General features: G+C 43.4%; 23 protein-coding genes and 1 pseudogene. 7 read left to right on the top strand and 17 right to left on the bottom strand.

The window, feature by feature from the left end:
* Window positions 1–62 precede the first annotated feature (62 nt).
* From KL866_RS14975 to sdhC, 4 genes are read right to left on the bottom strand one after another with little or no spacing between them, the layout of a single operon-like run.
* Window positions 63–773: a succinate dehydrogenase iron-sulfur subunit gene (locus tag KL866_RS14975; protein ID WP_025255205.1), complete on the bottom strand. Its 711-nt coding sequence runs from the start codon at window positions 771–773 to the stop codon at window positions 63–65.
* Between the two features lie 14 nt (window positions 774–787).
* A complete protein-coding gene (gene sdhA / locus KL866_RS14970; RefSeq protein ID WP_025255204.1) occupies window positions 788–2,560 on the bottom strand; it encodes a succinate dehydrogenase flavoprotein subunit in 1,773 nt (590 codons plus the stop codon).
* A 1-nt stretch (window position 2,561) separates the two neighbouring features.
* Complete coding sequence (gene sdhD / locus KL866_RS14965) at window positions 2,562–2,909, bottom strand: succinate dehydrogenase, hydrophobic membrane anchor protein (RefSeq protein ID WP_025255203.1); 348 nt, start codon at window positions 2,907–2,909, stop codon at window positions 2,562–2,564.
* On the bottom strand, window positions 2,903–3,277 hold the full coding sequence (gene sdhC, locus KL866_RS14960) for a succinate dehydrogenase, cytochrome b556 subunit (protein WP_214995769.1): 375 nt from the start codon (window positions 3,275–3,277) through the stop codon (window positions 2,903–2,905). The genes sdhD and sdhC overlap by 7 nt, the downstream gene beginning before the upstream one ends.
* A 703-nt stretch (window positions 3,278–3,980) precedes the next feature.
* Here sdhC and KL866_RS14955 point away from each other — a divergent pair.
* Together KL866_RS14955 and KL866_RS14950 are read left to right on the top strand one after the other, a co-directional pair.
* Window positions 3,981–5,258 (top strand): citrate synthase, encoded by a 1,278-nt coding sequence (locus KL866_RS14955; RefSeq protein ID WP_025255201.1) that lies wholly within the window; start codon window positions 3,981–3,983, stop codon window positions 5,256–5,258.
* A gap of 99 nt (window positions 5,259–5,357) precedes the next feature.
* The gene (locus KL866_RS14950) at window positions 5,358–5,780 is read left to right on the top strand and encodes a DUF3429 domain-containing protein (RefSeq protein ID WP_025255200.1); all 423 of its coding nucleotides are present in this window, start codon (window positions 5,358–5,360) and stop codon (window positions 5,778–5,780) included.
* Window positions 5,781–6,017: 237 nt separating this feature from the next.
* On the opposite strand, the gene KL866_RS14945 is transcribed toward KL866_RS14950, so the two are convergent.
* From KL866_RS14945 to KL866_RS14930, 4 genes are all read right to left on the bottom strand, one after another.
* Window positions 6,018–7,478, bottom strand: a complete 1,461-nt coding sequence (locus tag KL866_RS14945; RefSeq protein WP_214995767.1) for a phosphomannomutase CpsG — start codon at window positions 7,476–7,478, stop codon at window positions 6,018–6,020.
* Between the two features lie 185 nt (window positions 7,479–7,663).
* Complete coding sequence (locus KL866_RS14940; protein WP_214995765.1) at window positions 7,664–8,173, bottom strand: GNAT family N-acetyltransferase; 510 nt, start codon at window positions 8,171–8,173, stop codon at window positions 7,664–7,666.
* 80 nt (window positions 8,174–8,253) lie between these two features.
* Window positions 8,254–8,400 (bottom strand): pirin-like C-terminal cupin domain-containing protein, encoded by a 147-nt coding sequence (locus KL866_RS14935; protein ID WP_081765835.1) that lies wholly within the window; start codon window positions 8,398–8,400, stop codon window positions 8,254–8,256.
* A 7-nt stretch (window positions 8,401–8,407) separates the two neighbouring features.
* Window positions 8,408–9,370: a glutathione S-transferase family protein gene (locus KL866_RS14930; protein WP_214995763.1), complete on the bottom strand. Its 963-nt coding sequence runs from the start codon at window positions 9,368–9,370 to the stop codon at window positions 8,408–8,410.
* 220 nt (window positions 9,371–9,590) lie between these two features.
* On the opposite strand from KL866_RS14930, the gene tcdA reads away from it, so the two are divergent.
* Complete coding sequence (gene tcdA / locus KL866_RS14925; protein WP_025255196.1) at window positions 9,591–10,367, top strand: tRNA cyclic N6-threonylcarbamoyladenosine(37) synthase TcdA; 777 nt, start codon at window positions 9,591–9,593, stop codon at window positions 10,365–10,367.
* A 111-nt stretch (window positions 10,368–10,478) separates the two neighbouring features.
* On the top strand, window positions 10,479–10,892 hold the full coding sequence (locus KL866_RS14920; protein ID WP_025255195.1) for a hypothetical protein: 414 nt from the start codon (window positions 10,479–10,481) through the stop codon (window positions 10,890–10,892).
* A gap of 73 nt (window positions 10,893–10,965) precedes the next feature.
* Here KL866_RS14920 and KL866_RS14915 read toward each other — a convergent pair whose 3' ends face one another.
* Window positions 10,966–11,436 carry a DUF2919 family protein gene (locus KL866_RS14915; protein WP_025255194.1) on the bottom strand — a complete coding sequence of 157 codons (471 nt, stop codon included), beginning with the start codon at window positions 11,434–11,436 and terminating at the stop codon, window positions 10,966–10,968.
* A gap of 316 nt (window positions 11,437–11,752) precedes the next feature.
* Here KL866_RS14915 and rimO point away from each other — a divergent pair.
* Together rimO and KL866_RS14905 are read left to right on the top strand one after the other, a co-directional pair.
* Window positions 11,753–13,206: pseudogene (gene rimO / locus KL866_RS14910) on the top strand (30S ribosomal protein S12 methylthiotransferase RimO).
* A gap of 243 nt (window positions 13,207–13,449) precedes the next feature.
* Window positions 13,450–14,181: a transporter substrate-binding domain-containing protein gene (locus KL866_RS14905; protein WP_311236157.1), complete on the top strand. Its 732-nt coding sequence runs from the start codon at window positions 13,450–13,452 to the stop codon at window positions 14,179–14,181.
* 138 nt (window positions 14,182–14,319) lie between these two features.
* Here the strand turns inward: KL866_RS14905 and KL866_RS14900 are convergent, their stop codons facing one another.
* The 6 genes from KL866_RS14900 to KL866_RS14875 form a co-directional block, all read right to left on the bottom strand.
* Complete coding sequence (locus tag KL866_RS14900; RefSeq protein WP_214995761.1) at window positions 14,320–14,979, bottom strand: SDR family oxidoreductase; 660 nt, start codon at window positions 14,977–14,979, stop codon at window positions 14,320–14,322.
* A 128-nt stretch (window positions 14,980–15,107) separates the two neighbouring features.
* Window positions 15,108–15,860 carry a 3-deoxy-manno-octulosonate cytidylyltransferase gene (gene kdsB / locus KL866_RS14895; RefSeq protein WP_025255190.1) on the bottom strand — a complete coding sequence of 251 codons (753 nt, stop codon included), beginning with the start codon at window positions 15,858–15,860 and terminating at the stop codon, window positions 15,108–15,110.
* Between the two features lie 42 nt (window positions 15,861–15,902).
* A complete protein-coding gene (locus KL866_RS14890; RefSeq protein WP_025255189.1) occupies window positions 15,903–16,097 on the bottom strand; it encodes a Trm112 family protein in 195 nt (64 codons plus the stop codon).
* 5 nt (window positions 16,098–16,102) lie between these two features.
* Window positions 16,103–17,134: a tetraacyldisaccharide 4'-kinase gene (gene lpxK, locus KL866_RS14885; RefSeq protein WP_025255188.1), complete on the bottom strand. Its 1,032-nt coding sequence runs from the start codon at window positions 17,132–17,134 to the stop codon at window positions 16,103–16,105.
* Window positions 17,131–18,879 carry a lipid A export permease/ATP-binding protein MsbA gene (gene msbA, locus KL866_RS14880; RefSeq protein ID WP_025255187.1) on the bottom strand — a complete coding sequence of 583 codons (1,749 nt, stop codon included), beginning with the start codon at window positions 18,877–18,879 and terminating at the stop codon, window positions 17,131–17,133. Before msbA ends, lpxK begins: the two co-directional genes overlap by 4 nt.
* 194 nt (window positions 18,880–19,073) lie before the next feature.
* A complete protein-coding gene (locus tag KL866_RS14875) occupies window positions 19,074–21,647 on the bottom strand; it encodes a DNA internalization-related competence protein ComEC/Rec2 (RefSeq protein ID WP_214995760.1) in 2,574 nt (857 codons plus the stop codon).
* 210 nt (window positions 21,648–21,857) lie between these two features.
* On the opposite strand from KL866_RS14875, the gene KL866_RS14870 reads away from it, so the two are divergent.
* Window positions 21,858–22,385 carry a DUF2062 domain-containing protein gene (locus KL866_RS14870; RefSeq protein WP_025255185.1) on the top strand — a complete coding sequence of 176 codons (528 nt, stop codon included), beginning with the start codon at window positions 21,858–21,860 and terminating at the stop codon, window positions 22,383–22,385.
* A gap of 176 nt (window positions 22,386–22,561) precedes the next feature.
* On the opposite strand, the gene ligA is transcribed toward KL866_RS14870, so the two are convergent.
* Entirely contained in the window at window positions 22,562–24,598 is a 2,037-nt protein-coding gene (ligA, locus tag KL866_RS14865; RefSeq protein WP_214995758.1) for an NAD-dependent DNA ligase LigA, read from the bottom strand.
* A 252-nt stretch (window positions 24,599–24,850) separates the two neighbouring features.
* Window positions 24,851–26,458 (bottom strand): cell division protein ZipA, encoded by a 1,608-nt coding sequence (gene zipA, locus KL866_RS14860; protein ID WP_025255183.1) that lies wholly within the window; start codon window positions 26,456–26,458, stop codon window positions 24,851–24,853.
* Between the last annotated feature and the right edge of the window lie 2 nt (window positions 26,459–26,460).

Raw genomic sequence — 26,460 nt, 5'->3', positions numbered from 1 at the left:
CCTTTAGGGATGGCTATTTAGCGTATCGTATCTATAACTATAAAAGTTATCAGACTATAGTACTAAACAGCCCGTTGTAAAAGCATAGACTTTATATGGCCTATTGCTTTTGTCGGGTTCAATCCTTTAGGACACACGCTTACACAGTTCATGATTCCATGACAGCGGAATACGCTGAATGCATCATCAAGCTCGTTAAGACGCTCTTCGGTAGCAGTGTCACGGCTATCAATCAAGAAGCGATATGCGTGTAGCAGACCTGCCGGACCGATAAACTTGTCTGGGTTCCACCAAAAAGATGGGCACGATGTTGAACAACATGCACACAGAATACACTCATACAAACCATCTAGCTTGGCACGCTCTTCAGGTGACTGAAGATGCTCACGCGCTGGCGGCTGTTTGCTGTCATTGATTAAGAATGGCTTAATCTTTTCATATTGAGTATAGAACTGAGTCATGTCAACAACAAGGTCACGTACTACAGGTAGACCTGGAAGTGGACGAACTACTATTTTACCTTTGCCCAAAGCAGAAAGCGGAGTAATACACGCTAGGCCATTTTTGCCGTTCATGTTTACACCGTCTGAACCACATACACCTTCGCGGCAAGAGCGACGGAAAGAAAGCGTCGGATCCTGCTCTTTAAGTGCAAGTAGCGCGTCTAGCACCATCATGTCCTGACCTTCCTCTACTTCTAGAGTGTAGTCTTGCATGCGAGGCTTCGCATCTACTTCAGGGTTGTAACGATAAATCGAAAAAGTTAATTGCATGATCGTTGCCTCTCTTAATATGAACGCACTTTAGGCGGGAATGCTTCCCTAAGCTTAGGCGCCATATTCACTTCACGTTTAAGCATTTTATCAGTGTTCGGATCGTAGATGCTGTGGCATAACCAGTTGTCATCGTCACGGTCCGGGAAGTCGAAGCGGCTGTGTGCGCCACGGCTTTCCGTTCTGAAGTTCGCTGCTACTGCTGTGCTGTACGCGGTTTCCATTAGGTTATCAAGCTCTAAACATTCAATACGTTGAGTGTTAAAGTCTGAACTCTTGTCGTCAAGGCGTGCATGCTTAAGACGCTCGCGAATTTCGCTAAGTTCCTTAAGACCTTCCGCCATGGCTTCACCTTCACGGAATACTGAGAAGTTAAGCTGCATGCATTCTTGCAAGTCTTTCTTAATTTGAACTGGGTCTTCGCCCTTTCCTTTCTCTGAATTTTCCCAACGATTGAAACGTGTCATCGAGGCTTCTAGGTCAGACTCAGACGCGTCGCGTGTTGGTGCCATGTCAGATAATGTCTTACCAAGGTGTAAACCAGTCGCACGACCGAATACAACAAGGTCAAGTAGAGAGTTACCGCCAAGACGGTTCGCACCGTGTACTGATACACAGGCAATCTCACCACAAGCAAATAGGCCATTTACTACTTTGTCGTTACCATTTTCATCAACCGTTAGGCACTGGCCATCAACGTTTGTAGGAATACCACCCATCATATAGTGACAAGTAGGAATTACTGGAATTGGCTCTTTAACTGGGTCAACGTGTGCGAATGTACGCGATAATTCAAGAATACCTGGCAGACGAGATTCAAGAACGTCTTTACCTAGGTGGTCAAGCTTAAGCTTAATGTGTGTACCCCACGGGCCTTCACAACCACGACCTTCACGAATTTCAGTCATCATTGAACGTGCAACAACGTCACGACCTGCAAGGTCTTTCGCGTTAGGTGCATAACGTTCCATGAAGCGTTCGCCGTCTTTATTTAAAAGGTAACCACCTTCACCACGACAACCTTCCGTTACCAATGTACCTGCGCCAGCAATACCCGTTGGGTGGAACTGCCACATTTCCATGTCTTGAACCGCAACGCCTGCACGTAGTGCCATACCAACACCGTCACCGGTATTGATGTGCGCGTTTGTCGTTGAAGCATAGATACGACCCGCACCACCAGTTGCAAGAACAACGGCACGAGACTTGAAGTAAACTACTTCGCCAGTTTCGATGTCAATTGCTGTACAACCTACAACGTCACCGTCTTGGTTTTTCACTAGGTCTAGTGCATACCACTCAGAGAATACTTTGGTTTTGTTCTTTACGTTCTGTTGGTAAAGAAGGTGAAGTAGTGCATGGCCTGTACGGTCTGCTGCAGCTGCCGTACGAGCGCCCTGCTCGCCGCCAAAGTTTCTTGACTGACCGCCGAAAGGACGTTGGTAAATCTTGCCGTTTTCAAAACGAGAAAATGGTAAACCCATGTTCTCCATTTCGATAATAGCTTCTGGACCAGTTTTACACATGTACTCGATAGCGTCTTGGTCACCGATGTAATCAGACCCCTTAACGGTGTCATACATGTGCCATTCCCAGTTGTCTTCGTGTGAATTACCTAGCGCTACGGTAATACCACCCTGTGCAGACACAGTGTGAGAACGGGTTGGAAATACTTTTGAAAGCAGTGCGCATGATTTGCCAGATTCTGAAATCTGTAGTGCCGCGCGCATACCTGCACCGCCAGCACCAATTACAACTGCATCAAACTCGTGAACGGGTAAACTCATTTTACACTCCCCACAGTACGAATAGGCCAACAGCTACATAGCCGAACGCGATGATATTTAAAATATATTGTAGTCCTGCGCGCAGACCTGCTGATTTAACATAGTCTGTCAGCACCTGCCAAAGGCCGATGCGCACATGGATCATCACTGCTATTAGCGTTGCCAATGTGAAAACTTTCATAGCTAAGCCAGAGAACAACCCTCGCCATTCGATAAATGTTAGGTTATCGGTGGTGATAAAGAACCACGCCATGAAAACCGAGTACGCGAAAATAATTGCTGCGGTAGCGCGAAGTGACACGTAGTCTTGTACGCCGTCACGCTTAATGCTTGCTTGGTTGGTTACCATATTGCAACTCCCAATACTACGGTCAGTACAACCCAAAGTGCGATAACTGCTTTTGCACTTGTATTGCCCGACTCTAATTCTTCCCAGTGACCTAAATCCATAACAACGTGTCTTAGGCCTCCTAGAATGTGATATGTCAGCGCTGAAGCTGTGCCAATTGCGACAAATTTTCCAAGGAAACCGTCCATTATTGCTTGTACGTCCGCAAAACCTTCAGGCGAGTGAACAGAAACTGCCCATGCCCAAATAACAAAAAGTAGCGCGAAGAACATTGCAACACCGGTTACACGGTGGAGAATTGACGAAATAGCAGAAGGCGGAAATTTAATAGTATTGAGTTCTAAATTTACTGGTCTTTGCTTTTTCACAATGTATGCCTGTTTAATCCGTAGGGGATAATGAATTTCTTACCTTATTATGTCCTGGGTAAGTGAATTCGATTTTTAACCTGTTAATTGCCTCACTCCATGAGTTGTTAACAATTTGTGAATTATTCTTTAATGCCTGTAACAGAATAATTATTCCATTCTCAGAGCACCGCTGAGTATATCCAGCGTAGTATATAATTACAATTTTTTGTGCCGTAGTAAGACTTTAGTCTTTATATACACTTTTGAGGTAATTATTTTTCATTAAAAATAGATCAAAATTGTACGCAACACCTTAAAATGGGCGCTTTGACAGTGTTTAAAGTTTACCAGCAGCTAATTGGAATAACTATGCATATCAACGAGAAATTAAGCACTTTTAATCTATTCGCGCATTTAATCCACACTAAAAGGTTACTTTTTAATCTTAACTGATAATATATTTATCGTTCGGTGGTTTACCTTTGTCGAAAAGCCATTGATAATTGAACTGTATCGGGCAAAGTGAATTCCAGCCACGTTAATTAATAGTTATCTGATTGCTATTATTTTTTTAAGCAATTTGGAATATTTATTGTGCAAATATGCAATTAAATTGACTTGGGGGTGCATAATAAAGTACAAATACGCCCACTTTTCCCAACGAAGCGGACATTTTCGTCCGTTTTCGCTGCAAACAGAACCATTCTGAGGAGAGCATTTTATGGCAGATCAGAAAGCCATTCTTAAAGCCGGCGGTAAGGAAATCGAGCTTCCTATCTTGTCTGGCACCGAAGGACAAGATGTAATCGACGTCCGTACGTTAGGCCAACACGGTTATTTCACGTACGACCCAGGTTTTATGGCGACAGGATCTTGCGAGTCTTCAATTACCTACATTGATGGCGCTCAAGGTGTATTACTACACCGCGGTTTCCCTATCGAAGAATTAGCGCGTGATGCAGACTATCTAGAAGTTTGTCACATGCTTCTTCACGGTGATGCACCAACAAAAGAACAGTACGAAGAATTCAAAGACACGATTACTCGTCACACCATGGTACATGAACAAATTAATATGTTCTTCCATGGTTTCCGCAACGACGCGCACCCTATGGCAATGCTTTGCGGTACCGTTGGCGCTATGTCTTCGTTCTATCATAGTGATTTAGACGTTTCTAACGAAGAGCAGCGCAAACGCAGCGCACACCGTCTAATCGCTAAAATGCCAACGCTTGTTGCTATGTGCTACAAGTACAACATTGGCCAACCATTCGTTTACCCACGTAACGACCTAAGCTACGCAGCTAACTTCCTAAACATGATGTTCTCTGTTCCAGCAGAAGAATATCAAATTAGCCCAGCTGTTGAGCGTGCGATGGACCGTATCTTTACGCTTCATGCTGACCATGAGCAAAATGCGTCAACGTCTACCGTTCGTCTTGCTGGTTCTTCTGGTGCAAACCCATACGCATGTATTTCTGCTGGTGTTGCATCACTTTGGGGCCCTGCTCACGGTGGCGCCAACGAAGCATGTCTGAATATGCTTGAAGAAATCGGTACTGTGGACCGCATTCCAGAGTTTATCGCACGTGCTAAAGATAAGAACGACCCGTTCCGTCTTATGGGCTTCGGTCACCGCGTATACAAAAACCACGATCCTCGTGCCACTGTAATGCGTGAAAGCTGTCACGAAGTACTAAGCGAACTTAACGTTAAAGATCCACTACTAGAAGTAGCAATGGAACTTGAAAAAATTGCGTTAAGTGACCCGTACTTCGCCGAGAAGAAACTGTTCCCGAACGTTGATTTCTACTCAGGTATCGTACTTAAAGCGATTGGTATTCCAACTAACATGTTTACGTGTATCTTTGCCCTATCTCGTACAGTAGGCTGGATTTCACACTGGCATGAAATGATGAGCGACCCTAAACAAAAAATCGGTCGTCCTCGTCAGCTTTACACTGGCCATAACCAGCGTAAGTACACGCCAATTAAGTAGTAAGTCAGGTAATACTGAACTAAGAGCTACGTTTAATAGTAAAAATAGCGCCTTCATGGCGCTATTTTTGTTTACACAATTTATATTTAAGGAACACCCATGCCCTATTCTGCGGTATTTCTAGGTATTGCTGGTCTCATTCCTTTTGTTGCTATGCCATTGGCTTATCAACTCAACCTTTTATCACTAACACAAAGTGCGGTTTATTTTGTTCAATATTCTGCTGTGCTACTGTCTTTCTTTGGCGGTATTCATTGGTGGGACTCAGTCAGTAACCAGCGTTATGATAAGCAAATGCTCATCGCTATGTTGCCAACTATTGTTGGGTGGCTGTGCTTAGTATTCTCACACGATGTGAAGGTGTTTGGTGTCTTATCATTAAGCTACGTCGCCGTACTTATTTACGACAAGTTCATCCTTAGCCTTCCTAAAGAGCAGATTGTAAGTTACATAAGCCTGCGAATGGGGTTAACCAGCATTGTCGTTATTTGTCACGCTTGGATGATTTATTTACTTGTGTAGAGTAGAGCTTGTATTGGTTTTTGTTAAACTCAGCACTCTTTAAACGCACCTTAAAACGCTACTCCTTAGCATAGGATAAGCACTTTATCGCGAAAAAATGGCCCAAACACACTCGAGATTGGTTATGCGTAACCAGGCAACTTATTGATACTAATAAATATTAATAAAAAAGGCGATAATATTAAATTATCGCCTTCACTATTACTCATTTTCGTCTTTTACAACGAATAGTATTCGCTATTCAGAACGAATGAGCGAAAGTAGCTCTTCTGTTTTCTGTTCCATCAAGGCTATGTCGCCCTTGCTCTCTACGTTTAAACGTATAACCGGCTCAGTGTTCGATTTACGTAAATTAAAGCGCCATGTGTCGAATTCTAATCCTAACCCGTCAGTTGTGTCGATAACGCTAGCGAGAGGTTGATACTTGCTAGTAACTCGTTCAAGTGCCGCGTCAGCATCTTTGAGTTTACTGTTAATTTCACCTGACGAGGGGAACGCCTGAATACGTTCTTTTACCATACTTGCTAGTGTTTGTTTTTTCACACATACCAATTCAGCAATTAATAGCCAAGGAATCATTCCCGAATCACAGTAGGCAAAATCTCTAAAGTAGTGATGCGCACTCATTTCTCCGCCGTAAACAGCGTCTTCTTTACGCATACGCTCTTTAATAAACGCATGACCTGTTTTGGATTTGATAGGTGTACCGCCGGCATTTGCTACGATATCTTCTGTGTTCCAGTATACTCGTGGGTCATAAATAATTTTGCTGTCGGTATTTTTCTCGATAAAGGCTTCAGCAAGCAAGCCAACAATGTAATACCCTTCAATAAATTCACCGTCTGCATCAAACAAGAAACAGCGGTCGAAATCACCATCCCAGGCAATACCAAAATCAGCACGTGATGATTTAACTGCGTCAGCGGTGTCTGCACGATTTTCAGGTAACAGTGGATTAGGTATACCATTTGGAAAAGTACCATCCGCATTGTGATGTACTTTTATAAATTCAATTGGTACACCCTGCACTTTCATCTCTTTTTCTATTGCATCGAGTGCTGGGCCTGCTGCACCGTTTCCTGCATTTACCACAACTTTAAGCGGCGTAAAATTATTTAAATTTACATAAGACAACATGTGAGAAACATAGTCAGACATGCACGACTTAACAGCATATTTATCGGTTTTAACCAAATTCTCTTCTTTTACATGAGCTGTACCGTTAAAAAACGCGTCAGCGTCAATTGTGGCTCTCTCAGTGTAATGTGCTAATCGCTCTGCTACATAATCGTCTTCTAAGGCTTCCGCTTTCGCTTTAATCGCGTTTAAACCAGTGTCTCCACTAATAGGAATCGAACCAGCCTTAACCAGCTTCATACCGTTGTAATTAATGGGATTGTGGCTTGCAGTTATTTCAATACCGCCGTCAACACCAAGGTGTTTGGTCGCAAAGTAAATTTCTTCTGTTCCTGCCATGCCGATATCAGTTACTGTTGCACCAGCGTCGATAATACCTGCGCTTAACGCTAGTTTTAATGGTGTTGACGTAAGGCGTACATCACTACCAACTACAACAGTTTTCGCATTTAGCTCTTGAGCGAAAGCATAACCAATTCGGTACGCTATCGCTTCTGTTAGCTGTGAGTTTAATTCGCCACGAATATCGTATGCTTTAAAGCAGGTAATTGGGGTTGCCATTTAGATCAAAATTCCCTGTGTTTTAACTATTTATAATTACTTCACCGTCTTTTACTATTCAGACGCACACATGGCTGTTTGAATAGTAAGAGAGAAGAAAATATGTGTGTAAACATCTTTATATTAAATCATCAGGGGAAATGAATTACTATTTCATTTTGTGAAAAAGCCGAATCTGTTTAACATCAGTTTAGATGTTCTAACGTAAAGTAGGTGCTGTTTAAAAGCTTACCCTTATGACGATATTTCTTTGAAAAGCAAAGCGTCGGTTTAAAACCGTTTTTAACGAGTACTTTTTCAGACGCTGGATTGTTGTCCATTACTTCTGAGGTTAGAGTAGACAAACCGATATTTTTAGCTTGCTCTACTAAACGTCTAACGCAACGAGAAGCAATGCCTTTGCCGCTTACTCCTTCTGCAACTCGATAGCCAATTTCCCCTGTTTTGCCTGCAATATTTTTAAGGTTAGCACGGGCTACTATGTTCTTATCTTGAGTGTCATTAATAACAACATAGCAGAACGCTTTATTTTGCCTTTGTAAGTAAACTAACTCGCTAATGTGGTTGCCAACACCTGCCAAAGAGTAAAAATCTTCGTCCCTCGGCGCTATCGACTTTTCGAAATAGGCTTTGTTTTTAAGCTCAAAATCTAAAAGTGATAGCACGTGTTTTTCACCAATACTTTCAAAATTCATCGGTTGTGTTGCCCCTTAAAGGCCATGACAAATAAGTAAACAATATCAACCTTAGCATTTTAATGATAAACGGAAACGCCTTACTGCTTTGCTAGCCTACCACCTTGATAATCATTAAACGCCTCCATAGTCTTTTGCTGAGAATGCATCACAAAAGGGCCAGATTTGACCCACAGGGTCTCGTTCGGCTTACCTGGTACTACTACAAATTTACATTCCTGCTGCAATACAACATTACTCGATACTTTCGCGGCCGTGGGCCGACATAAGGTCTTGTTCGGGCCCTGTCGGGATAACTTGCGTTGGGTTTATCATGGTATGACTGAAGTAATAGTGTCTTTTAATATGATCAAAATTCACCGTATCGGCAACACCTGGTACTTGATAAAGCTCTTTCATATAACCGTAGATATTGGGATAGTCTGCAATTTGCTTCCTATTACATTTGAAGTGCCCGTGATAGACAGCATCGAAGCGGATCAGCGTCGTAAATAAACGCCAGTCGGCTTCGGTGATTTGATTGCCAACCAAATAGCGTTGTTTGCCCAACCTTTCCTCAACCATATTTAAAGCATGGAACAAAGCATTCACTGCCTCTTCGTAGGCCTCTTGTGTTGTAGCAAACCCCGCTTTATACACCCCGTTGTTTATATCGTGATATACCATGTTATTAATAATATTGATTTCCTCACGCAGGGCTTCAGGGTAATAATCATCATTATTATCAGTGAGTGCGTTAAATCCGCTGTTGAAAATGCGAATGATCTCGGCTGATTCATTATTGACGATAGTTTCAGCTTGCTTATCCCACAGGATTGGAACCGTTACGCGAGTGGTTATCTCAGGCTTTGCCTTTGTGTAAATTTGATGCGCATAGTCAAAATTATAAAGCTTATCACCCGTCGCCCCTGGATAATCTTTAAATTCCCAACCTTGATTGAGCATTTCTGGGTGAACTACAGAAACATCAATATGGGTCTCCAGTCCCTTGAGCTTTCTAAATATAAGCGCTCTGTGCGCCCATGGGCAGGCTAACGAAACGTATAGATGATAGCGGCCTGACTCAGCTGGGAAGCTTGCGTCTTCACTTTTGCTAATCGTGTCACGGAACTTAGATGCCTGACGTTCGAATTTGCCACCGTTTTTATTGGTGTCATACCATTTATCTTGCCACTTTCCATCAACAAGTAAGCCCATGTGCCTGCTCCTTCTCTATACTCAATTACCTAATGGATGTATTGAAACATGTAATGAGTTGAACGTATGTCGCTTAAAATCGGATTTATTATTCGAAAAAACTGGAGTGTATTGATCTTTAGTATTCACTTTTGAGATGATGCGCGCCCTACTAGCGTGTTTGAGCGTTTTTACGTAAGCACACGCCTTTGTGTTAGTTTATTTTTAAGTGAAGTGAAGCATGTCTGATGACCCTCGTTTAGGCGGTATTGTGCGTTTGTACGGTGCACAACAAACCAATAATTTAGCCAATAGTCATGTGGCCGTAGTCGGCATTGGCGGTGTTGGAAGTTGGACAGCTGAAGCACTGGCACGTTCGGGCATTGGCAATATTACCCTGATTGATTTGGACGATGTTTGCGTAACCAACACCAACCGGCAAATACATGCGCTCTCAAACACCATCGGAGACGCAAAGGTCGACGCAATTGCAGCTCGAATCAAGTTAATAAATCCAGCTTGCAACGTGAACTGTGTTGAGGATTTCGTGACGCCTGAAAATACAACCACATTGCTCACCAAAGAAATGCACGCGGTGGTCGATGCCACTGACAGTATTCGAGCTAAAGCTTCGATGATAGCTCACTGCAAACGCAGTAAAATTCCCATTGTTACCGTTGGCGGCGCTGGCGGTCAGATAGATCCAACGCAAGTTACAAAAGGCGATTTAGCTAAAACAACGCAAGATCCACTTGCCGCTAAGCTTCGCAGCGAACTTCGACGTAACTATAATTTTAGTAAAAACCCCAAGCGCCGCTTTGGGGTTGAATGTATATATTCTACAGAGCAACTGCGCTATCCACAGCCAGACGGGTCGGTTTGCTACAATAAATCAGCGATGGAAGGCGGCACACGGCTTGACTGTGCAGGCGGTTTTGGTGCTGTTGTTACAGTAACGGCCACATTTGGCATGTTCGCCGCAGCAAGCGTAATTAATAGATTAACTGGACAAAAATAGACTTTAGCCGATAACTTACGCACAATAGTCGAAAATGTATAACACCTTGTCTTGAGAGCTTTTTCAGCGCTAACTTGGTGTAATAAAAGTACTGGTGAGAAGGAGAACAAAATGTCACCTGATGAACTCAATAAATTAATGGCAGATTGCGCGAAGGACGCTGTGGTTACTGCAGCTGATGAGTTCGAAATTGTCCTCGACCACTCACCTGCTAGCGTAGCACTGGTAGATGACATTTTACTTAGCTTCGTTGATAAATATCACGATTTAGCATTAGAAGACGAAGCAGTGTTTACAATCTGCAACATCTTTGGCGCCTATATTGGCGAGATATTAAAAGCACAGCTAGATGGTGATTGGATTTACGATCAGTCAAATCCAAAAGCTCCTGCAGTATTCCTTAAAGTTGGTGAAAATACCTATGCGTTAGCAGGTATCTGCTATGAGCGTTTAGTTAACGATAGTCAAATCAGTGTTCAGGCTTACTATGAACAAGCATTGGGCAACCACTTACGCAGCCACTAATGCAATCACAGGTTTCGCACTCAGTTGAAAGCTAACAAAACTGAGTGCGGATGTTACGCCCTTAAAAATGTTTTCAAGGATCGGGGGTCTGCCAATCCTCTACCATCCACTTTAAATGACGACTTTTTGAAATTGCATACAAGGCTATGCTGTAAAAAACAATTTTTACGCCCGTAATATATTCAAACCCCCAGTGATGGTGCATGGTGTAATAAAGCTGAACACTCAACAACGCTAATACGCCTAATTGTGCTAACGGGATAACAAAGCGTCGCCAAGCTAGATACCCTTTTTTCCACAAGCGATCTCGTTGACTTACCAAAGATAAAGCAATTAAAACTGGTAGGCTTGCCGCCAAACCCAATCCCAACGATTCTTTTTGCGGGTAAAAAAACGCAAGAAGTTCGTTAGTTTGCGTACGAGAAGCAAGTGAAAAAACAAACGCGAGCCAGTCTATGCATAAGAGAATACATAAGCTATAGAACCAGCGAGGAGGAAGAATTCGCCCTGACTCATCGTAAAAAGTTAGCGGTAATTTCAGCATGTATTCTCTTATATTTTTGAAGCCCTGAACTCGCAAAACCTGTTAGGTAATGGCATGCGGTAAACGTAGTTTCTTTTCAAGAAAGAGTTAAGTGGGGATGAGCACCTTATTTTTAAACCTTGCCATATATGGTTGGCTCGTGAAGTTTATTTTTATCAGGGTTATAATCGCCTGTGAAAAGCAATCACTGGTCTATATTAGCGGTCCCTTTAAAGCTTATACCGCCTAGCAGAGTTATATATACTGCGCATAGGTGGGTTTTGCTGTATAATCCGCGGCCATTTTAAGCTCAGTCATTTTCTAGGTGATATTTTAGATGACAGTAGAAACGTTTAATCCAAATAAAGTAGTAAATAAAACCACGACGCTTGAAACGCCGGTGAAGGTATTAAGTGATAACAAACCTTCGCAGCAAAGCAATGGCAGCAGAATTGGTTTTGTTAGCTTAGGTTGCCCTAAGAACTTGGTTGATTCAGAGCGTATTCTTACTCAACTTCGCACCGAAGGTTATGATGTGGTGCCTACCTATAATGATGCAGACTTAGTTATCGTTAATACCTGTGGATTTATCGATGCTGCTGTTGAAGAGTCGCTAGATACCATAGGCGAAGCACTCAAAGAAAACGGTAAAGTAATTGTAACTGGGTGCTTAGGCGTTAAAGAAGACGAAATCAGAGAGCTTCACCCTAATGTATTGGCTATCACCGGCCCCCATGCTTATGAAACGGTAGTGGAACAGGTGCACGAGCATCTTCCCAAACCTGAGCACAATCCGTTTGAAGATCTCATTCCTGATCACGGCGTTAAATTAACGCCTCGTCACTATGCCTATTTAAAGATTTCAGAAGGCTGCAACCACCGATGCACATTCTGCATAATTCCTTCTATGCGTGGCGACCTCGTCAGCCGCCCTGTCGGTAATGTGCTTGATGAAGCTAAGCGTTTGAAAGATGCCGGTGTTAAAGAACTATTGGTTATTTCACAAGACACCAGTGCTTATGGCGTTGATGTTAAGCATAGAACAGGGTTCTGGAACGGCATGCCGGTTAAAGCACACATGCAGCAGTTGTGTGAAAAACTGGGCGAAATGGGTATTTGGGTACGCTTACACTAGTTTACCCTTATCCACATGTAGATGACCTTATTCCCTTAATGAACGAAGGTAAAATTCTTCCGTACTTGGATATTCCGTTTCAACACGCCAACAAACGCATACTCAAATTAATGAAACGTCCTGGCAGTGCTGAACGCGTACTTGAGCGTGTTAAAAAATGGCGTGAACAATGTCCATCACTGGTAATCCGCTCGACATTTATTGTAGGTTTCCCTGGGGAAACGGAAGAAGAGTTTGAAGAACTATTGGATTTCCTTCGTGAAGCTCAACTAGACCGTGTTGGCGCGTTCGCTTACTCACCTGTTGACGGGGCAAGAGCAAACGACCTACCTGACCCAGTACCAGAAGATATAAAACAAGCCCGCCTTGCGCGCTTTATGGAAGTACAGGGTGAAATCAGCTCGGCTCGTCTACAAGCTAGAATTGGCAACGAATATCAAGTTGTCATCGATAGTGTCGATGCAGAAGGCGCAGTAGGTCGAACATATGCAGATGCACCAGAAGTTGACGGCTTAGTACATTTAAACGGCGTTTATGACGTAAAACCGGGCGACCGTGTATGGGCAGAAGTAATACACGCAAACGAGCACGACGTTTGGGCTGTTCTGTCTGAAGAACAGGATGAAGAAGACGAAGGCGCTGATCCCGCGCTGTAACTTTCGGTTAAACAGCGGTCTATACTCACAAGCCATCTATTCGTTACTTCTATAACCCTATCGTCTAATTGCTAGTCGATAGGGTTTTATGTATAACAAACCCTATACACAACTGAACAAGTAATACAAAACACGCCATCTTCTGTGGTACGTGAATAAAATATAGCAATGTTACCCTACCCCAAACCGAGACATTCTTCCCGCCGCATTTTGTCGTTTGGCATATTGGTCATTTTGGCTTATGTGTTTGCACCCCGCGCGCTCGCTAGCACAGAGTGTAAAACTTTACGCACCGCGGGAGCACAGCAGTGGTTTCCTTACGCTTTTAACGAATTTGAAGGGAGGTTAAAAGCCACGGGGATAGCCTTTGACGTTTTAACGCTATTATCGCAAGATTTGGGCGTCACACTAAAAATAGAAACCGGATTACCTTGGAAACGCATTGAATCTAAACTCGACGCGGGTGAACTTGATATTCTGGCGGGTAACTATTGGAACGAAACCCGAAGTCGAAAGTGGCTTATCACCGCACCGTTCGCAACAGATGAGGTATACGTTGTGCTCTCGCCCTCATTGGTGCAGACACGAGGTACCGAGATTTCGCTTAGTGCACTTACGCAATATATTGGTGTGATGCCACGAGGTATAAGCTTAGGTGAAAAATTCGATAGCATTAAGTCAAACTTGAAAATTATCGAAGTTAAAGACCACGATAAGATGTATGAAATGATACGTCGACATCGTGCTGACTACGCAGTTTCACCACAAAGCGCAGCGCAAAGCCACTTGGATGCGCCGGAGAACGATGGCATGCAATTAAGTCAGGCACCTATATCATCAAACAATGTGCATTTTGCTATCTCTGCGAAATCAAAATGTGCATCGCTATTCCCAGAGTTTAACGATGCCCTTAGCGCTCGTTTGAAAGACGGGTCTATTGAGCAGATTATTAACACTTATAATCTAACGCACTAGCGATCTAAGTCTCAATACGAAGACGTAGTTGAAAGGCAAAATAGAAAAATTAAAGGATAAGATAAAAGAGCGCTTAGTTATAAGCGCTCTTCGATATAAGACATTTACGTTTGATTTCGTGGCAACTTAGCAATCAGCCTACCATGGCAATACTTCACCATTTGAATGAATAAAGCGACCCGCGTTAGTAACGTTTAGCTCGTCGATGCGCTGTGACAAACGTTCTGCACAGGTGTCGGCGTCAATATCCCCAGCTCCGTTTACCATTTCAGTTTGAACGAATCCAGGATGGAAAATTCCTACTGCAATGCCTCGTGGCTTCAGATCATTGGCCATGGAAACCCCTGCCGAGTTTAAAGCAGCCTTAGACATTCTATAGCCGTAATAACCGCCTGAGCCATTATCTGCCATTGAACCCATGCGACTGGTGATTAACGCAATTTTGCTATCTTGCGCCATTGCAGGTAATAGTGTTTGGCTAACTAACAATGGTCCCAATGCATTTACTCGAAATTGGTAATCTATGGTATTTGGGTCCCAATCTTCAAGACTTTCACGACCAAGCACACCTGCATTATTAATAAGTAAATCGATGTTTACGTCCATTAAAGGTGCAAGCTTTTCAGCTAACATTTCGGGCTGGGATACATCTACACCTTTGATGATTGTAACACCCGCACTGTTTAGCTCGTCGCAACTGTTTCGGCAAGTGGCGTAAACTTTCGCGCCACGTGCTTTATATTGTTTGGTGAGCGCAAGGCCTATACCTCTGTTGCCACCGGTAATAACTACGTTCATAACGGTTCCCTTGTTACTCTGTGTATACGTTAAAAAGGTTTGACTAACCTTTTACAAGAACTGGCTGTTTCTATAAGGCTTCTTGCTAAATGACTGATAAGCGTCAGCCCTATCTCAGCACTCGTTTCTTATTGTTTTATAGTCTTCAAAAGTCGTTCTAGATCTTCTGGTGTATCAATTCCAACTGGCGGCGGAGCTATTGCTACCTCGCAGTGAATTTTATCGCCATACCATATGGCTCGAAGCTGTTCTAAAGACTCAATTTGTTCAAGTGAACTAGGTGCATAGGCCACATATTGCTTAACGTAGTCAGCGCGATAGGCATAAATACCTATGTGACGATTGTACAGTTGTGTATTAGCAGATTGTGGATTTGCCATCATAAAATCGCGTTCAAACGGTATAGGAGAACGTGAGAAATAGATAGACTCACCTTTTTCGTTGACCAAGACCTTTACGATATTAGGGTTAAACACATCTTCAACACGTTCAATTGGCGTTGAAAGTGTAGCCATTTGGCACTGGGGCGCGTTAGCCAGGTTATCTGCAACCTGCCTGATATTCTCAGCAGGAATGAAAGGCTCGTCCCCTTGTACGTTAACCACAATGGTAGAACTTTCAATGCCCTCTTTTTCGACAACTTCAGCAATACGCTCTGTTCCCGATTGATGATTTACAGACGTCATACATACTTGGGCAAAACCAGCCACTACGTTTTGAATTCGTTCGTCGTCTGTTGCCACAATGATGTTATCGGCTCCCGCCTCTTTAGCACGTTCAACAACGTGTTGAATCATCGGCTTCCCGTCAATAAGCGCTAAAGGTTTTCCAGGAAAGCGACTAGATCCGAATCGAGCGGGTATCACAACTGTAAAAGACATATCTTTATTTCGCCCTTAATTAAAAGTTTGATTGGCGCTTTGTTAGCGCGTTGCGTCGACGTCGTCTAACGACAATGCGGTAGCTTTGCTTTCAATAAGCACAGGAATGCCATCTTTAATATCAAAAGCCAATCTGTCAAAACGACACACTAATTGGGTGTTATCATCATTAAGTACTAATTTTCCCTTACACACTGGGCATGCCAAAACTTCTAAAAGCTTTTTATCAAAGGCCATTGTTATTATTCCTGTCCGTTTTGGTGGATTTTCAAACCTGCATTGGCAAGTTTAACGTTTACTAAATTGAAAAAGTCGGGGGCTAAATGCGCAGTAACTGGCAGAAACCAGCAGTCGTCATGGGCAAATGACGCTGCTTTTACAGCATCTTTTTCTGTCATTAGCACCCTGCCGCTAGGTATATCTGATGGACTGAACGCATGGTGATCTGTCAGCGGTGTAGTCGAAGAAAGTTTTATCCCCATTTCTTCAAGCTGAGAGAAAAAACGCTGAGGAGAACCTATTCCAGCAATTGCGCTACACGGTACTTTTTGTATTTCTTCAAGAGGACTGGTTTTTACTCTGTTTGAAACAGAAGTGAAGTCCCCTGCTACTAAGGTCATCAAATATTGAGGCGCTACCGCATTGCCAAATGTTGGCATTGAACGGCTGTTGTGAACAAGCGCATCAACGGTACTCAATCGCCACTGTCCTTCACGAAGGGGGCCCATTGGCAGCAAATAACCGCTTCCTACTTTTCTGTCGTCCATTACAACAACTTCAACATCTCGATGAAGCGCGTAATGCTGAAGACCGTCATCACAAATAATTAAATCGCAGTGTAACTCATCACTTAAGTAAGCGGCTCCGCGAGCACGCATAGGGTCGATGACTACGTCGCATTGGCTTCGAATAGCCAATAGGCGAGGCTCGTCACCCACTTCAGAAGCATCGTCTTCGCCATTCACTAATCGTGGATATGTAGGTGATTTAGCGCCATAACCTCGACTTAATATACCAACTTTAATGCCCTGGCTTTGATAGTATTCGGCCAACGCCAACACAACGGGTGTTTTACCGTTACCACCTACTGATATATTTCCTACCACCACAACGGGTACATTAGCCCTGAAGACTTTTTTAATACCCATATTAAACATTAATCGGCGAATTGCAGAGACAAAGTAAAACAACAGAGCAAGTGGTGCGAGAAGCCATACCATCGGGTGGCCAAAATACCACTTGTCGTGCTTGGTTTTACTTTGCGATTGACTCACTTAGCCTCACCAAATTGCAGTGCGTGAAGTTGCGCGTAATGACCACCTTTTTCAAGTAGTTCGTTATGTTTACCCTTTTCAATAATACGGCCCTGCTCCACCACCATAATGCAATCTGCGTTTTCGATGGTAGATAAGCGGTGCGCCACAACAATGCTGGTACATCGCTTTTGCAGGGTTTCCAGTGCGTCTTGAATTAGACGCTCAGACTCTGTGTCCAGGGCAGATGTCGCTTCGTCTAGAATAAGTATGGGGGCTTCTGCCAGTATCGCTCTCGCTATAGCAATACGCTGACGCTGACCGCCAGAAAGCATTAGACCATTTTCACCGATAGTCGTATCTAAACCTTCAGGCAAGTTTGATAGGAACTCTTCGACGTGCGCCATCTTAGCTGCATTTTCAATATCTTTGCGTGATACATTTTGTTTAGCACCATAAGCAATATTGTTCGCTATAGTGTCGTTAAATAATGTAACGTTTTGCGACACCACGGCAAACTGCGCCCGCAGATCCTTTAAGTCAATATCATTTAGCGACGTGTCATCTAAGCGAATTTCGCCCTCTTGCGGCACATAAAAACGCGTGAGCAGTGATGAAATCGTCGATTTACCACTTCCCGAGCGCCCCACTAATGCAATTGATTTTCCCGGGTTGGCGGTAAAGCTTACGTTTGACAACGCGGGAGTTTGTTTACCTGGGTAAGAAAACGTAACGTCATCAAACTCAATTTTCCCTGTTGCGCGTTTTACTTTGGTTTTACCTTTGTCTTCTTCGTCAGCTTCATCGAGAATTTCAAAAATACTGGCACAGGCTGCCATGCCTTTTTGAAATTGATTATTAATCGTGGTGAGCTGCTTAAGAGGTTTAAGTAGCATAACCATACAAAAGACCACATTAATAAACACACCAGCAGTTAGTTTTTCAAGCATGCCAGGCGTACTAGCGATAAATAGAACTACCGCAAGAGCAATTGACGCTATTACTTGAATTGACGACACACTTAAAATAGAGGTGACGTTCAGTTTCATTGATTGCTGTCGGTTGTGGTTGTTTTTCTGCTCAAAACGCTTTTGCTCAATTTCTTGACCACCAAACATGATCACAACTTTATGGCCTTTTACCGCTTGCTCTACCGACGATGTCAGGTTACCCATCGACTGTTGAATGTTTTTGCTCACAACGCGAAAGCGCTTGCTAACGATAGAAACAATTACCGCCACAACAGGGCCAATCAAAAGAAAGATAAGGGACAACTGCCACGAGTAGTAAAACATTACACACAATAAACCAATTACCAGTGCACCCTCGCGAACTAGCGTTAGCAACGCCTTACCAGAAGCATTGGCGACTTGCTCTGTATCATAGGTGACTTTACTGATGAGCCCGCCAACCGAATGATTGTCGTGAAAAGCTACTGGCAAGTGAATGTATTTTTCAAACAATTGCTGGCGCATGCGCATTACTACCTGTGCACCAATCCAGCTTAATGTATAGCTGCCTAAAAAGTTAAAAACACCGCGTAACAAAAACAACGGTACAATGGCATATGCAGCCAAACGAAGGTAGTCATGGTCGTTATTACCAAGTGATTCATCAATCATTGGCTGAAGCTGGGAGAATACAAAAGTATCTACCGCGGAATAACCAATCATACCAATAATGGCAAATACAAAAGGCACTTTATACGCTTTCAAATACTGTAAAAAGCGCTTAATTTGATAATCCGAGTTGTCGGTTTGTTGCATGTAGTTTTTTTAACCTGTTTAAAACGTTAACGAAAACGCGTTAACTATATTGTACTCGTTCTCGCTGTAATTCACTAATATAGCGGCAAAATTGGTTAGTCTGTCAACTAACTGAATAATGTGTGGCCACTTCATATCTATTTAAAGGTGTTCCCGAATATATGTACCTTCTGTTGCTATTTCCGCTTCACCGCTCAACCTTTAAGATGTCTCGGTGCTATCCCTCTTAAGTACCAGCGCTTCTGCAGTGTACCTCGCTGGGTATCTATAGAATAAGAACGGCTGTTAAACGTTACCCTTACATAGCCGTGCTTACTCGTTAAATACTGTTCTACTTTTTTGTGCTCGTAGCGTTTAGCCACGTCGCTTGCAGGAAATTGCCAACGATTCTCAAACCCTTGCGTAAAAATCACTGCTTCAGGCGCGACATGTTCTATGAAAATACCAGTAGAAGACGTTTTGCTACCGTGATGTGGCGCAATAAGAATATTAGCACTCAGGCTTTGAGAAACAGGTAATGACGCACCTTCTGTGGTCGACTCCTCTTCTATTTTACGTGTATCGTTTATTTCACGTGTGATCAGAGCGTACTCACTCGCCTTTTCAATATCACCAGGGATTAAAACGCTACCAGTTTCACTCGAAATTTTAGCCACACACGACATAGCATTGTTATCTTGCTTATTGCCATTAGGCGGCCAGAAAAAGCTAATGGTTAGTTCTTGCCATCGTATTTGTTTACCACGTTCGCAACCCTGTGTGGGGGAAAAGAAGGTTGCGTGCTGTGCTAACGGGTGTTGTTTAACTGACAGTAGTCCTCCTGCGTGATCGTTGTCACTATGTGTATGAATAACAACATCAACGTCTGTTACATGTGTACTTTCTAGAAAAGGCATTAAGTGTTGCGTTGCGGTAAGTGCAATGCCATTAAACTGAGCCCCTGAATCTATAATAATTGCCCTATCTCCCTTGGTTATGGCAATAGCGCTGGCTTGGCCGGCATCGAAAACGTGTAGCGTCCAAATCGCATCGTTTGCTGGTAACCATTTTTGAATGGAAGTAATAAAAGGAACTGAAAGAAGCATTATGCACAAAGGTTTGTAGCGCCATGCAGGCAGAAGATAAACGACAAATGCACCAATTAAACAGATTGCCGCGCCACTACTGACGTGAATATTTATAGCACTTATTGAGAGTTCACTAAGTACGTTTAAAAGCCACAACAAATGCCCTAAACAAGCATCACTTATCTGTAGTAGCATGCTTGCAAGCTGTTGAACTGACGTGAACGGAACAAAGTGAAGAAGCAAAAGAGATAATAGGCAAACAGGTAAAAGCAGGGTTATTACGGGTAAGGCAATTAAGTTAGCAACAAGAGCAATGACACTGGCACTACCAAACCATATCAGCGTTAGCGGCATCATTATTAGCGTAAGGGCAATTTGCATTTTAATAAGCGACACATACCAGGGTACCCGCTGGCTCCCCAATATAGAAACCAAAAACCAAATGAACACCACAGCACCTACGCTTAGGTAAAAACTCGCGCTTAGCATGGAAAAAGGAAAAAGCAGTAGACTCAAAGTCAGCATAGCCAGGCCAATATTTACTGGCCGCCAGGCGTTTCGAGACAACGATAACATGCAGCCAACCGTTAACAGAATCAACGCACGCACAACGGGTAACGCGCTACCACTTATTAACGAGTAACTAAAACAAGCAAAGACAAGCAGGCAGAGCACCATAGTTCTAATTGGCGCTTTACTATTTAATAACCTTGGAACACGTCGAGCTTTACCCTTTTGATTACATGTTTTAGCCTCTAAACTTCTAACGCCGGCCGACCAGTATTCTGCGCTAACTAATAAATTGAAAACCTGCGTTAGTAAAAAAATAATTGGATTGAAAGCCAATAAACAGACGCCGGCAATAAGCGATAGGTGCATACCAGATATACTGAAAATATGGCCAGTACCGGTACGTTGTAGTAGCCGCCAGTTTTCCGTTGTAAATCCAGACTTCTCACCTAGCAGTAGCGCACGCCACCAAGCATGATTGCTAAGTTTTAGATGGTTTAGGGTTGTAGAAAGTGCATAACGTAGGGAATGTTTGTGTCGTGTTTTATTGTGCTCTATGGATTTGATATATCCGGTCGCGTGAATGAACTGACTGAGTAACTGTTGCTGACGACTAGCCCCAATTGGATTAGCAGTACCATACGCTGGCTTAAGTTTAACAACAGCGGTAAACGTGTCGCCGTTGTGCAAGCACTCAAAGCTATTATATTGGTGCTTAGGGTTTGTAGTCTCTATAGGTGGTTGTGCTTGTTGCTTGTTTCCATTGTTGTGGAATTCGTAACGCTTATGACTGAGACGAGCTCTAAAATTAAAAACGCGAGACAATACGCTATTAAACGATGGTGATAGTAGGGTGTTGTCTAAAAATTCCGAGGTGCTTTTTCGATTTACCGACGTTATTCTGGCAACATAGTAAAAAGCCGCCTCTGCTTTACTAGCTGTGCCGGCAACACATCCCCCCGATACGACTTGACCTGAAATTGTGACATCTTGTTGAATTTTCCCTTGGGGCAGTTGCCAAGAGTAGTAAAAATGCCCTACACTCGCCACCCAAAGTACGCCAAGCACTAGTCCGCCCACGGCACAGGATAACTGAACGTCTATTAATGCTTCACTTGACGTAAGTCTTTTTGGAGAAAACAGCAAGATGATAAGCACGGCAATCAACAGAATAGCAATCATTAATGCCATGCTGTGAGTACTGGGGAGTTTTTGCCAAAAAACCGCGCTTATTGCGCTAGCGCAAAAACAGCTTAAGCAAATTGTGATACGATTGACCATGTTTATACGTAGCAATTAACAGTGGGTGAATGTGGCTGGTGCAAATACATGGTGCGCAGTTCCGTTTGCTGTTATTTTTTCTGTCTTTATTGATTTTATTTTCGAGATGCATTGATATTTATGCCTAAGAAATTTATCCGACGTTTTTTGCCAGATCACCAAAGTATTAAGCAAAACAAAGCTTTGAAAATTTTTGGTAGCGTATTACACGAACCTAATCTTTGGCATTTAAACCGTCGCTCTGCATCAGGTGCGTTTGGCATAGGCTTGTTTTTTGCGTTCTGGCCGGTTCCCTTTCAAATGTGGCTATCTGCAGGTTTAGCTATCCCTTTTCGCGCTAACCTCCCCTTATCAGTAGCAACCGTATGGATAACTAACCCATTTACTATCCCGCCTATATTCTATGGGGCTTATAAAGTTGGTACTACTGTACTTGGGACCAAACCTGAGCACTTTGAATTTCAGTTTAGCTGGCAATGGGTGGTAGAAAGTATCAATACCATTGGCCCTGCATTTTTAGTAGGTTGTGGAATTTGCTCTGTTGTATTTGGTTTAGCGGGTTATTTTTCTTTAAACTGGGTTTGGCGCTTTCAAGTAAAAAAAGCATGGGATAAACGCCGACAAATGCGTAGCAGAGCTGCCCAGTAACGCATCGAGTTAACGAGTAGAAGATAAATAGAAATTTTTTTTACAACAAGATTTAAGGAAAAGAGCCACATTGTAATGTGGCTCTTTTTTTGTCAATTTAGAATGAATAATCTATGCAAACTGCTCTAGAAAATAGGTTAAGCCTAGTGCTATTAACTAAGGCTTAGTTAGAGATACTACTTTTCGTGCTCTGACAAAAAAGCAATCAACGCAGCTTCATCCCACACTTCAACATCAAGCTCTTGGGCTTTCGTTAGCTTAGAACCCGCTTTCTCGCCTGCAACTAAGAAGTCTGTATTCTTACTTACGGAGCCAGCCACTTTTGCACCAAGTAACTGTAAACGAGCCTTCGCATCGGAGCGCCCCATTTCACTAAGCGTACCTGTAATAACGCAAGTTTTACCTTCTAGAGGTAAGTTATCCGAATCTTGTTTTTCAATGGCTGGCCAATTAATCCCTTCTTTCAAAAGCGCGTCAATAACATCGGTATTATGAGACTCTTTAAAAAAGTTGAATATGTGAGTAGCTACCACTTCACCAACGTCCTGAACTTCAACCAAGGCTTCAAGTGACGCCTCGCGAATTGCTTCTAAGGTCTCAAAGTGTGCCGCTAAGTTCGCTGCGGTAGCTTCGCCTACCTCGCGAATACCCAATGCGTATAGGAACTTGGCAAGCGTGGTTTGCTTTGATGCTTCAAGCGAAGACAAAAGTTTGCTCGCAGACTTCTCGGCCATACGCTCTAACCCAACGACATCACCTAGTGAAAGGGTAAAAAAGTCAGCAGGGCTATGCACAAGATCAGCGTCAACTAACTGATCAACTAACTTATCTCCTAAGCCGTCAATGTCGAACGCTTTACGCGAGGCAAAGTGCTTGAGTGCCTGTTTACGCTGCGCTGCACAGATTAACCCACCGGTACAGCGGGCTACCGCTTCATCTGCAAGCTTTTCAACCTGAGAGTTACACACTGGACAATGGCTTGGGAAAGTAATGTCGGTTTCACTCCCCGTGCGATTTGCTTCTACTACAGATACCACTTGAGGAATAACGTCACCTGCACGACGAATAACAACAGTGTCGCCAACCTTAACGCCCAATCTGGAAATTTCATCCTGATTGTGTAGCGTTGCATTAGACACTGTTACTCCGCCTACGAACACAGGTTCTAAACGGGCTACGGGAGTTATTGCGCCGGTTCTTCCCACTTGAAACTCAACATCGAGTAGCTTAGTCACTTCTTCTTGTGCGGGAAACTTCTGCGCGATAGCCCAGCGTGGTGCACGAGCTACAAAGCCAAGAGAATTCTGCAAGTCGATATGGTCGACCTTAAACACAACACCGTCGATGTCATACGGTAAACTATCGCGCTTTTCTAAAATATGATTGTAGTAACTCAAGCAGCCCTTCCCACCCTCGGCAGTGTCTATATCAGGGCATAGCGGCAGCCCCCATTCACCCAACTGCGCGAGGCGCGAACTGTGTGTTGTGGGCAATTCAAAGCTCTCAGGTTGCACTACGCCAAGCGAGTAGGCATAAAACATCAATGGACGCTTAGCGGTGATTTTTGAATTGAGTTGACGCAAACTGCCCGCGGCAGCATTACGAGGGTTGGCAAAGACCTTTTCGCCGGCTTCCTTTTGACGTTCGTTTAATTTTGCAAAACCCTCGCGCGGCATAAATACTTCACCACGTACTTCCACACGTTCGGGATAATGATCGCCACGAAGCGTCAAAGGTACGTTGGATATGGTACGCACGTTAGCAGTGATATTCTCACCAACCTGGCCGTCGCCACGAGTTGCAGCGCGAACTAACTCACCGTTTTCATACAGAATACTCACGGCTAAGCCATCAAGTTTAGGTTCGCAGCTAAAATGTAATGCTGCAGAATCTTTAAGCCTGTCTTTTAATCGCTTTTCGAATGCTAGCAATGATTCTTCGTCAAAGGCATTATCCAGCGACAGCATAGGAACATCATGAGTAACTTGCTCGAAAGCAGATAATGCAGCACCACCCACCTTCTGGCTAGGAGAATTCGGACTTTGAAGTTCAGGGTATTGTTTTTCAAGCGCAATTAGCGCCTGCATATCCCTATCGTAAACGGCATCGGGAACCGATGGGTCGTCTAGTACATAGTACTGGTAGTTGTACTCATTCAAAGTATTGCGAAGTTGTGCTACTTGTTGTTTTGCTTGTTCTAAAGAATCAGACATGGAGTTGTTATCACGCCGTTTTAATAGTTAAAAATTCTACAATTCGTTGCTTAGGGCTATTTACCAAAGCAACTTTATGTTTCAAATGGGGCTGCCCGCATCTAATCAAATAAAATCAGTTTTAAGGGAGCAGCCAAAACGATAACGCTACTTAATAGAAAAGGACCTGGGTATGAGCCAAGTCCTTTATATTGCGCTATCGTGCTTGCATGTATACACAGTGCGATTAAGGCACGAGTGAATAGACTTACGCTAGCTTCGTGCAATCATACGCTTGCGTTCAAATTCACGAATCTTCTCTACGTACTGTTGTAAACCCTGTTTCGTTAATACGCTTCGACGTCCATCTAGTACCTGAGCACCGAATTCGTCTGCTAACTTGCGCGCTGCGTTATGCATCATATTGAACACTTGATGTGGGTCACCCTCAATGGGCAATATCATGAACAATGAAATACCTTGGGTTTCAAAGTTTTCAAGGTTATCAATATCAAAGACCCCAGGTTTAAACATGTTAGCAAGGCTAAACAATACCGGCCCTTTGCCGTTTGAGTTAACATGGCGGTGGAAGATATCCTGATCGCCAAACTTGAACCCTAATGTTAGCAACATAGGCAAGAGCGCAGCACCAGAAATTGGCTCACCTTCTGGTGTTCTCACGTTTAATACCAATACTTCAGGTTCAATAGAAGATGACTTCGCAGGTTTTGATGTACTGCTAGCGCTATCATTATCAGCTTCATTTGCACTAAAGCTCTCATCACCTAAACCAACGCTATCGACCTCGCTCGTATCGAAATCTATACGCATTTGATCATCACCAAAATTTGGCTCTTCACGCTTTCTACTTGGTGTCTTGTTTCGCTTATTACGGGTAAAACGTCTTGGCTGTTCAATTTCGTTGCGACTTTCACTCGACGAAATTGAATCTTCAGGGGCGTCTAAACTAAAATCGCCGACGTTCCCTTGGTTTTTAACTGGCGCTTGCGGCGATGCGGTCTGTTCTTCAAGCGTAGGGTCTACATAGAACTTTTGTGCAGGACGCATTGGTTCCGCACTTGGCTTTTCATGTTGTCTGCTCGACTGCTCTGAAAATTGCCTATGTGACTGCGCTCCTTGCGCGTTATCTTCATTAGTAGAAGAAACTGATTGTGAGTTTTCTTCTGGCTGGCCCTTTGGTACTAGCGAATTATCCTCTTCATCGTCGCCTTCGCGAAGCAAGAAACCAGGGGGTTCAGGGAACTCAGTAACGTTTTCGTCGCTTCTGCTGGCACCTTTGCTCGATTCTCCATCTACAGAACGAGCTTGACCTTTCATATGTGGCTTGGGGTTCGTTACCACGGAACCATAAAGCTTTGGCGCTTTTTCAATTTGATCTTTTTTGTCTAATGACGTGGCAGAATTACCAACGCTGCCCGCATTATTATCAGCATTCTCGGCGTTAGCGCCCTCTTGATCATCATGCTCGGCGTTTGATACAACATGTTGAGATAGAGTACTACTTTCACCGTTTTCATCAGGCGCGTCGTCATCTTCCCCAAACGTTGCTGCACCATGCAAGCGCTCTTCATTGAAATCATGATGTGCAGAATTGTTTGCAAAATTTTCTGAAGCGTTGCTATGAGGCTCTTGGTTTTGCGCTTTGCCAACCACACGCACCGCACCAATGCCTAGTTCATCAAAGCCTTCCTGTGCATCTGCTTCTAAATCGCTATCATCATCTTGCCACTGACGGGGCTCTAAGCGCTCTTTTTCCGAAGGCTTGCTGTTTTTACGAATTTTCCAAATACCATGGGCAAGCACTGCAATAATAAAAACCGTGCCCCCTAGGAGTAAAAATAGACGTAATTGATCTTCCATTT

Source organism: Alteromonas sp. ALT199, from assembly GCF_018619335.1.
Lineage (GTDB): Bacteria > Pseudomonadota > Gammaproteobacteria > Enterobacterales > Alteromonadaceae > Alteromonas.
The sequence above is the reverse complement of the archived record's forward strand: the minus strand, read 5'-3'. Positions and strand labels throughout refer to the sequence as shown.

Excerpts from the sequence above, each read along its gene's own strand:
- KL866_RS14975 (WP_025255205.1), bottom strand. The coding sequence starts at position 773 with ATGCAATTAACTTTTTCGATTTATCGTTACAACCCTGAAGTAGATGCG.
- sdhA (WP_025255204.1), bottom strand. The coding sequence starts at position 2,560 with ATGAGTTTACCCGTTCACGAGTTTGATGCAGTTGTAATTGGTGCTGGC.
- sdhD (WP_025255203.1), bottom strand. The coding sequence starts at position 2,909 with ATGGTAACCAACCAAGCAAGCATTAAGCGTGACGGCGTACAAGACTAC.
- KL866_RS14955 (WP_025255201.1), top strand. The coding sequence starts at position 3,981 with ATGGCAGATCAGAAAGCCATTCTTAAAGCCGGCGGTAAGGAAATCGAG.
- KL866_RS14950 (WP_025255200.1), top strand. The coding sequence starts at position 5,358 with ATGCCCTATTCTGCGGTATTTCTAGGTATTGCTGGTCTCATTCCTTTT.
- KL866_RS14945 (WP_214995767.1), bottom strand. The coding sequence starts at position 7,478 with ATGGCAACCCCAATTACCTGCTTTAAAGCATACGATATTCGTGGCGAA.
- KL866_RS14940 (WP_214995765.1), bottom strand. The coding sequence starts at position 8,173 with ATGAATTTTGAAAGTATTGGTGAAAAACACGTGCTATCACTTTTAGAT.
- KL866_RS14930 (WP_214995763.1), bottom strand. The coding sequence starts at position 9,370 with ATGGGCTTACTTGTTGATGGAAAGTGGCAAGATAAATGGTATGACACC.
- tcdA (WP_025255196.1), top strand. The coding sequence starts at position 9,591 with ATGTCTGATGACCCTCGTTTAGGCGGTATTGTGCGTTTGTACGGTGCA.
- KL866_RS14920 (WP_025255195.1), top strand. The coding sequence starts at position 10,479 with ATGTCACCTGATGAACTCAATAAATTAATGGCAGATTGCGCGAAGGAC.
- KL866_RS14915 (WP_025255194.1), bottom strand. The coding sequence starts at position 11,436 with ATGCTGAAATTACCGCTAACTTTTTACGATGAGTCAGGGCGAATTCTT.
- KL866_RS14900 (WP_214995761.1), bottom strand. The coding sequence starts at position 14,979 with ATGAACGTAGTTATTACCGGTGGCAACAGAGGTATAGGCCTTGCGCTC.
- kdsB (WP_025255190.1), bottom strand. The coding sequence starts at position 15,860 with ATGTCTTTTACAGTTGTGATACCCGCTCGATTCGGATCTAGTCGCTTT.
- KL866_RS14890 (WP_025255189.1), bottom strand. The coding sequence starts at position 16,097 with ATGGCCTTTGATAAAAAGCTTTTAGAAGTTTTGGCATGCCCAGTGTGT.
- msbA (WP_025255187.1), bottom strand. The coding sequence starts at position 18,879 with ATGCAACAAACCGACAACTCGGATTATCAAATTAAGCGCTTTTTACAG.
- KL866_RS14875 (WP_214995760.1), bottom strand. The coding sequence starts at position 21,647 with ATGGCATTAATGATTGCTATTCTGTTGATTGCCGTGCTTATCATCTTG.
- KL866_RS14870 (WP_025255185.1), top strand. The coding sequence starts at position 21,858 with ATGCCTAAGAAATTTATCCGACGTTTTTTGCCAGATCACCAAAGTATT.
- ligA (WP_214995758.1), bottom strand. The coding sequence starts at position 24,598 with ATGTCTGATTCTTTAGAACAAGCAAAACAACAAGTAGCACAACTTCGC.
- zipA (WP_025255183.1), bottom strand. The coding sequence starts at position 26,458 with ATGGAAGATCAATTACGTCTATTTTTACTCCTAGGGGGCACGGTTTTT.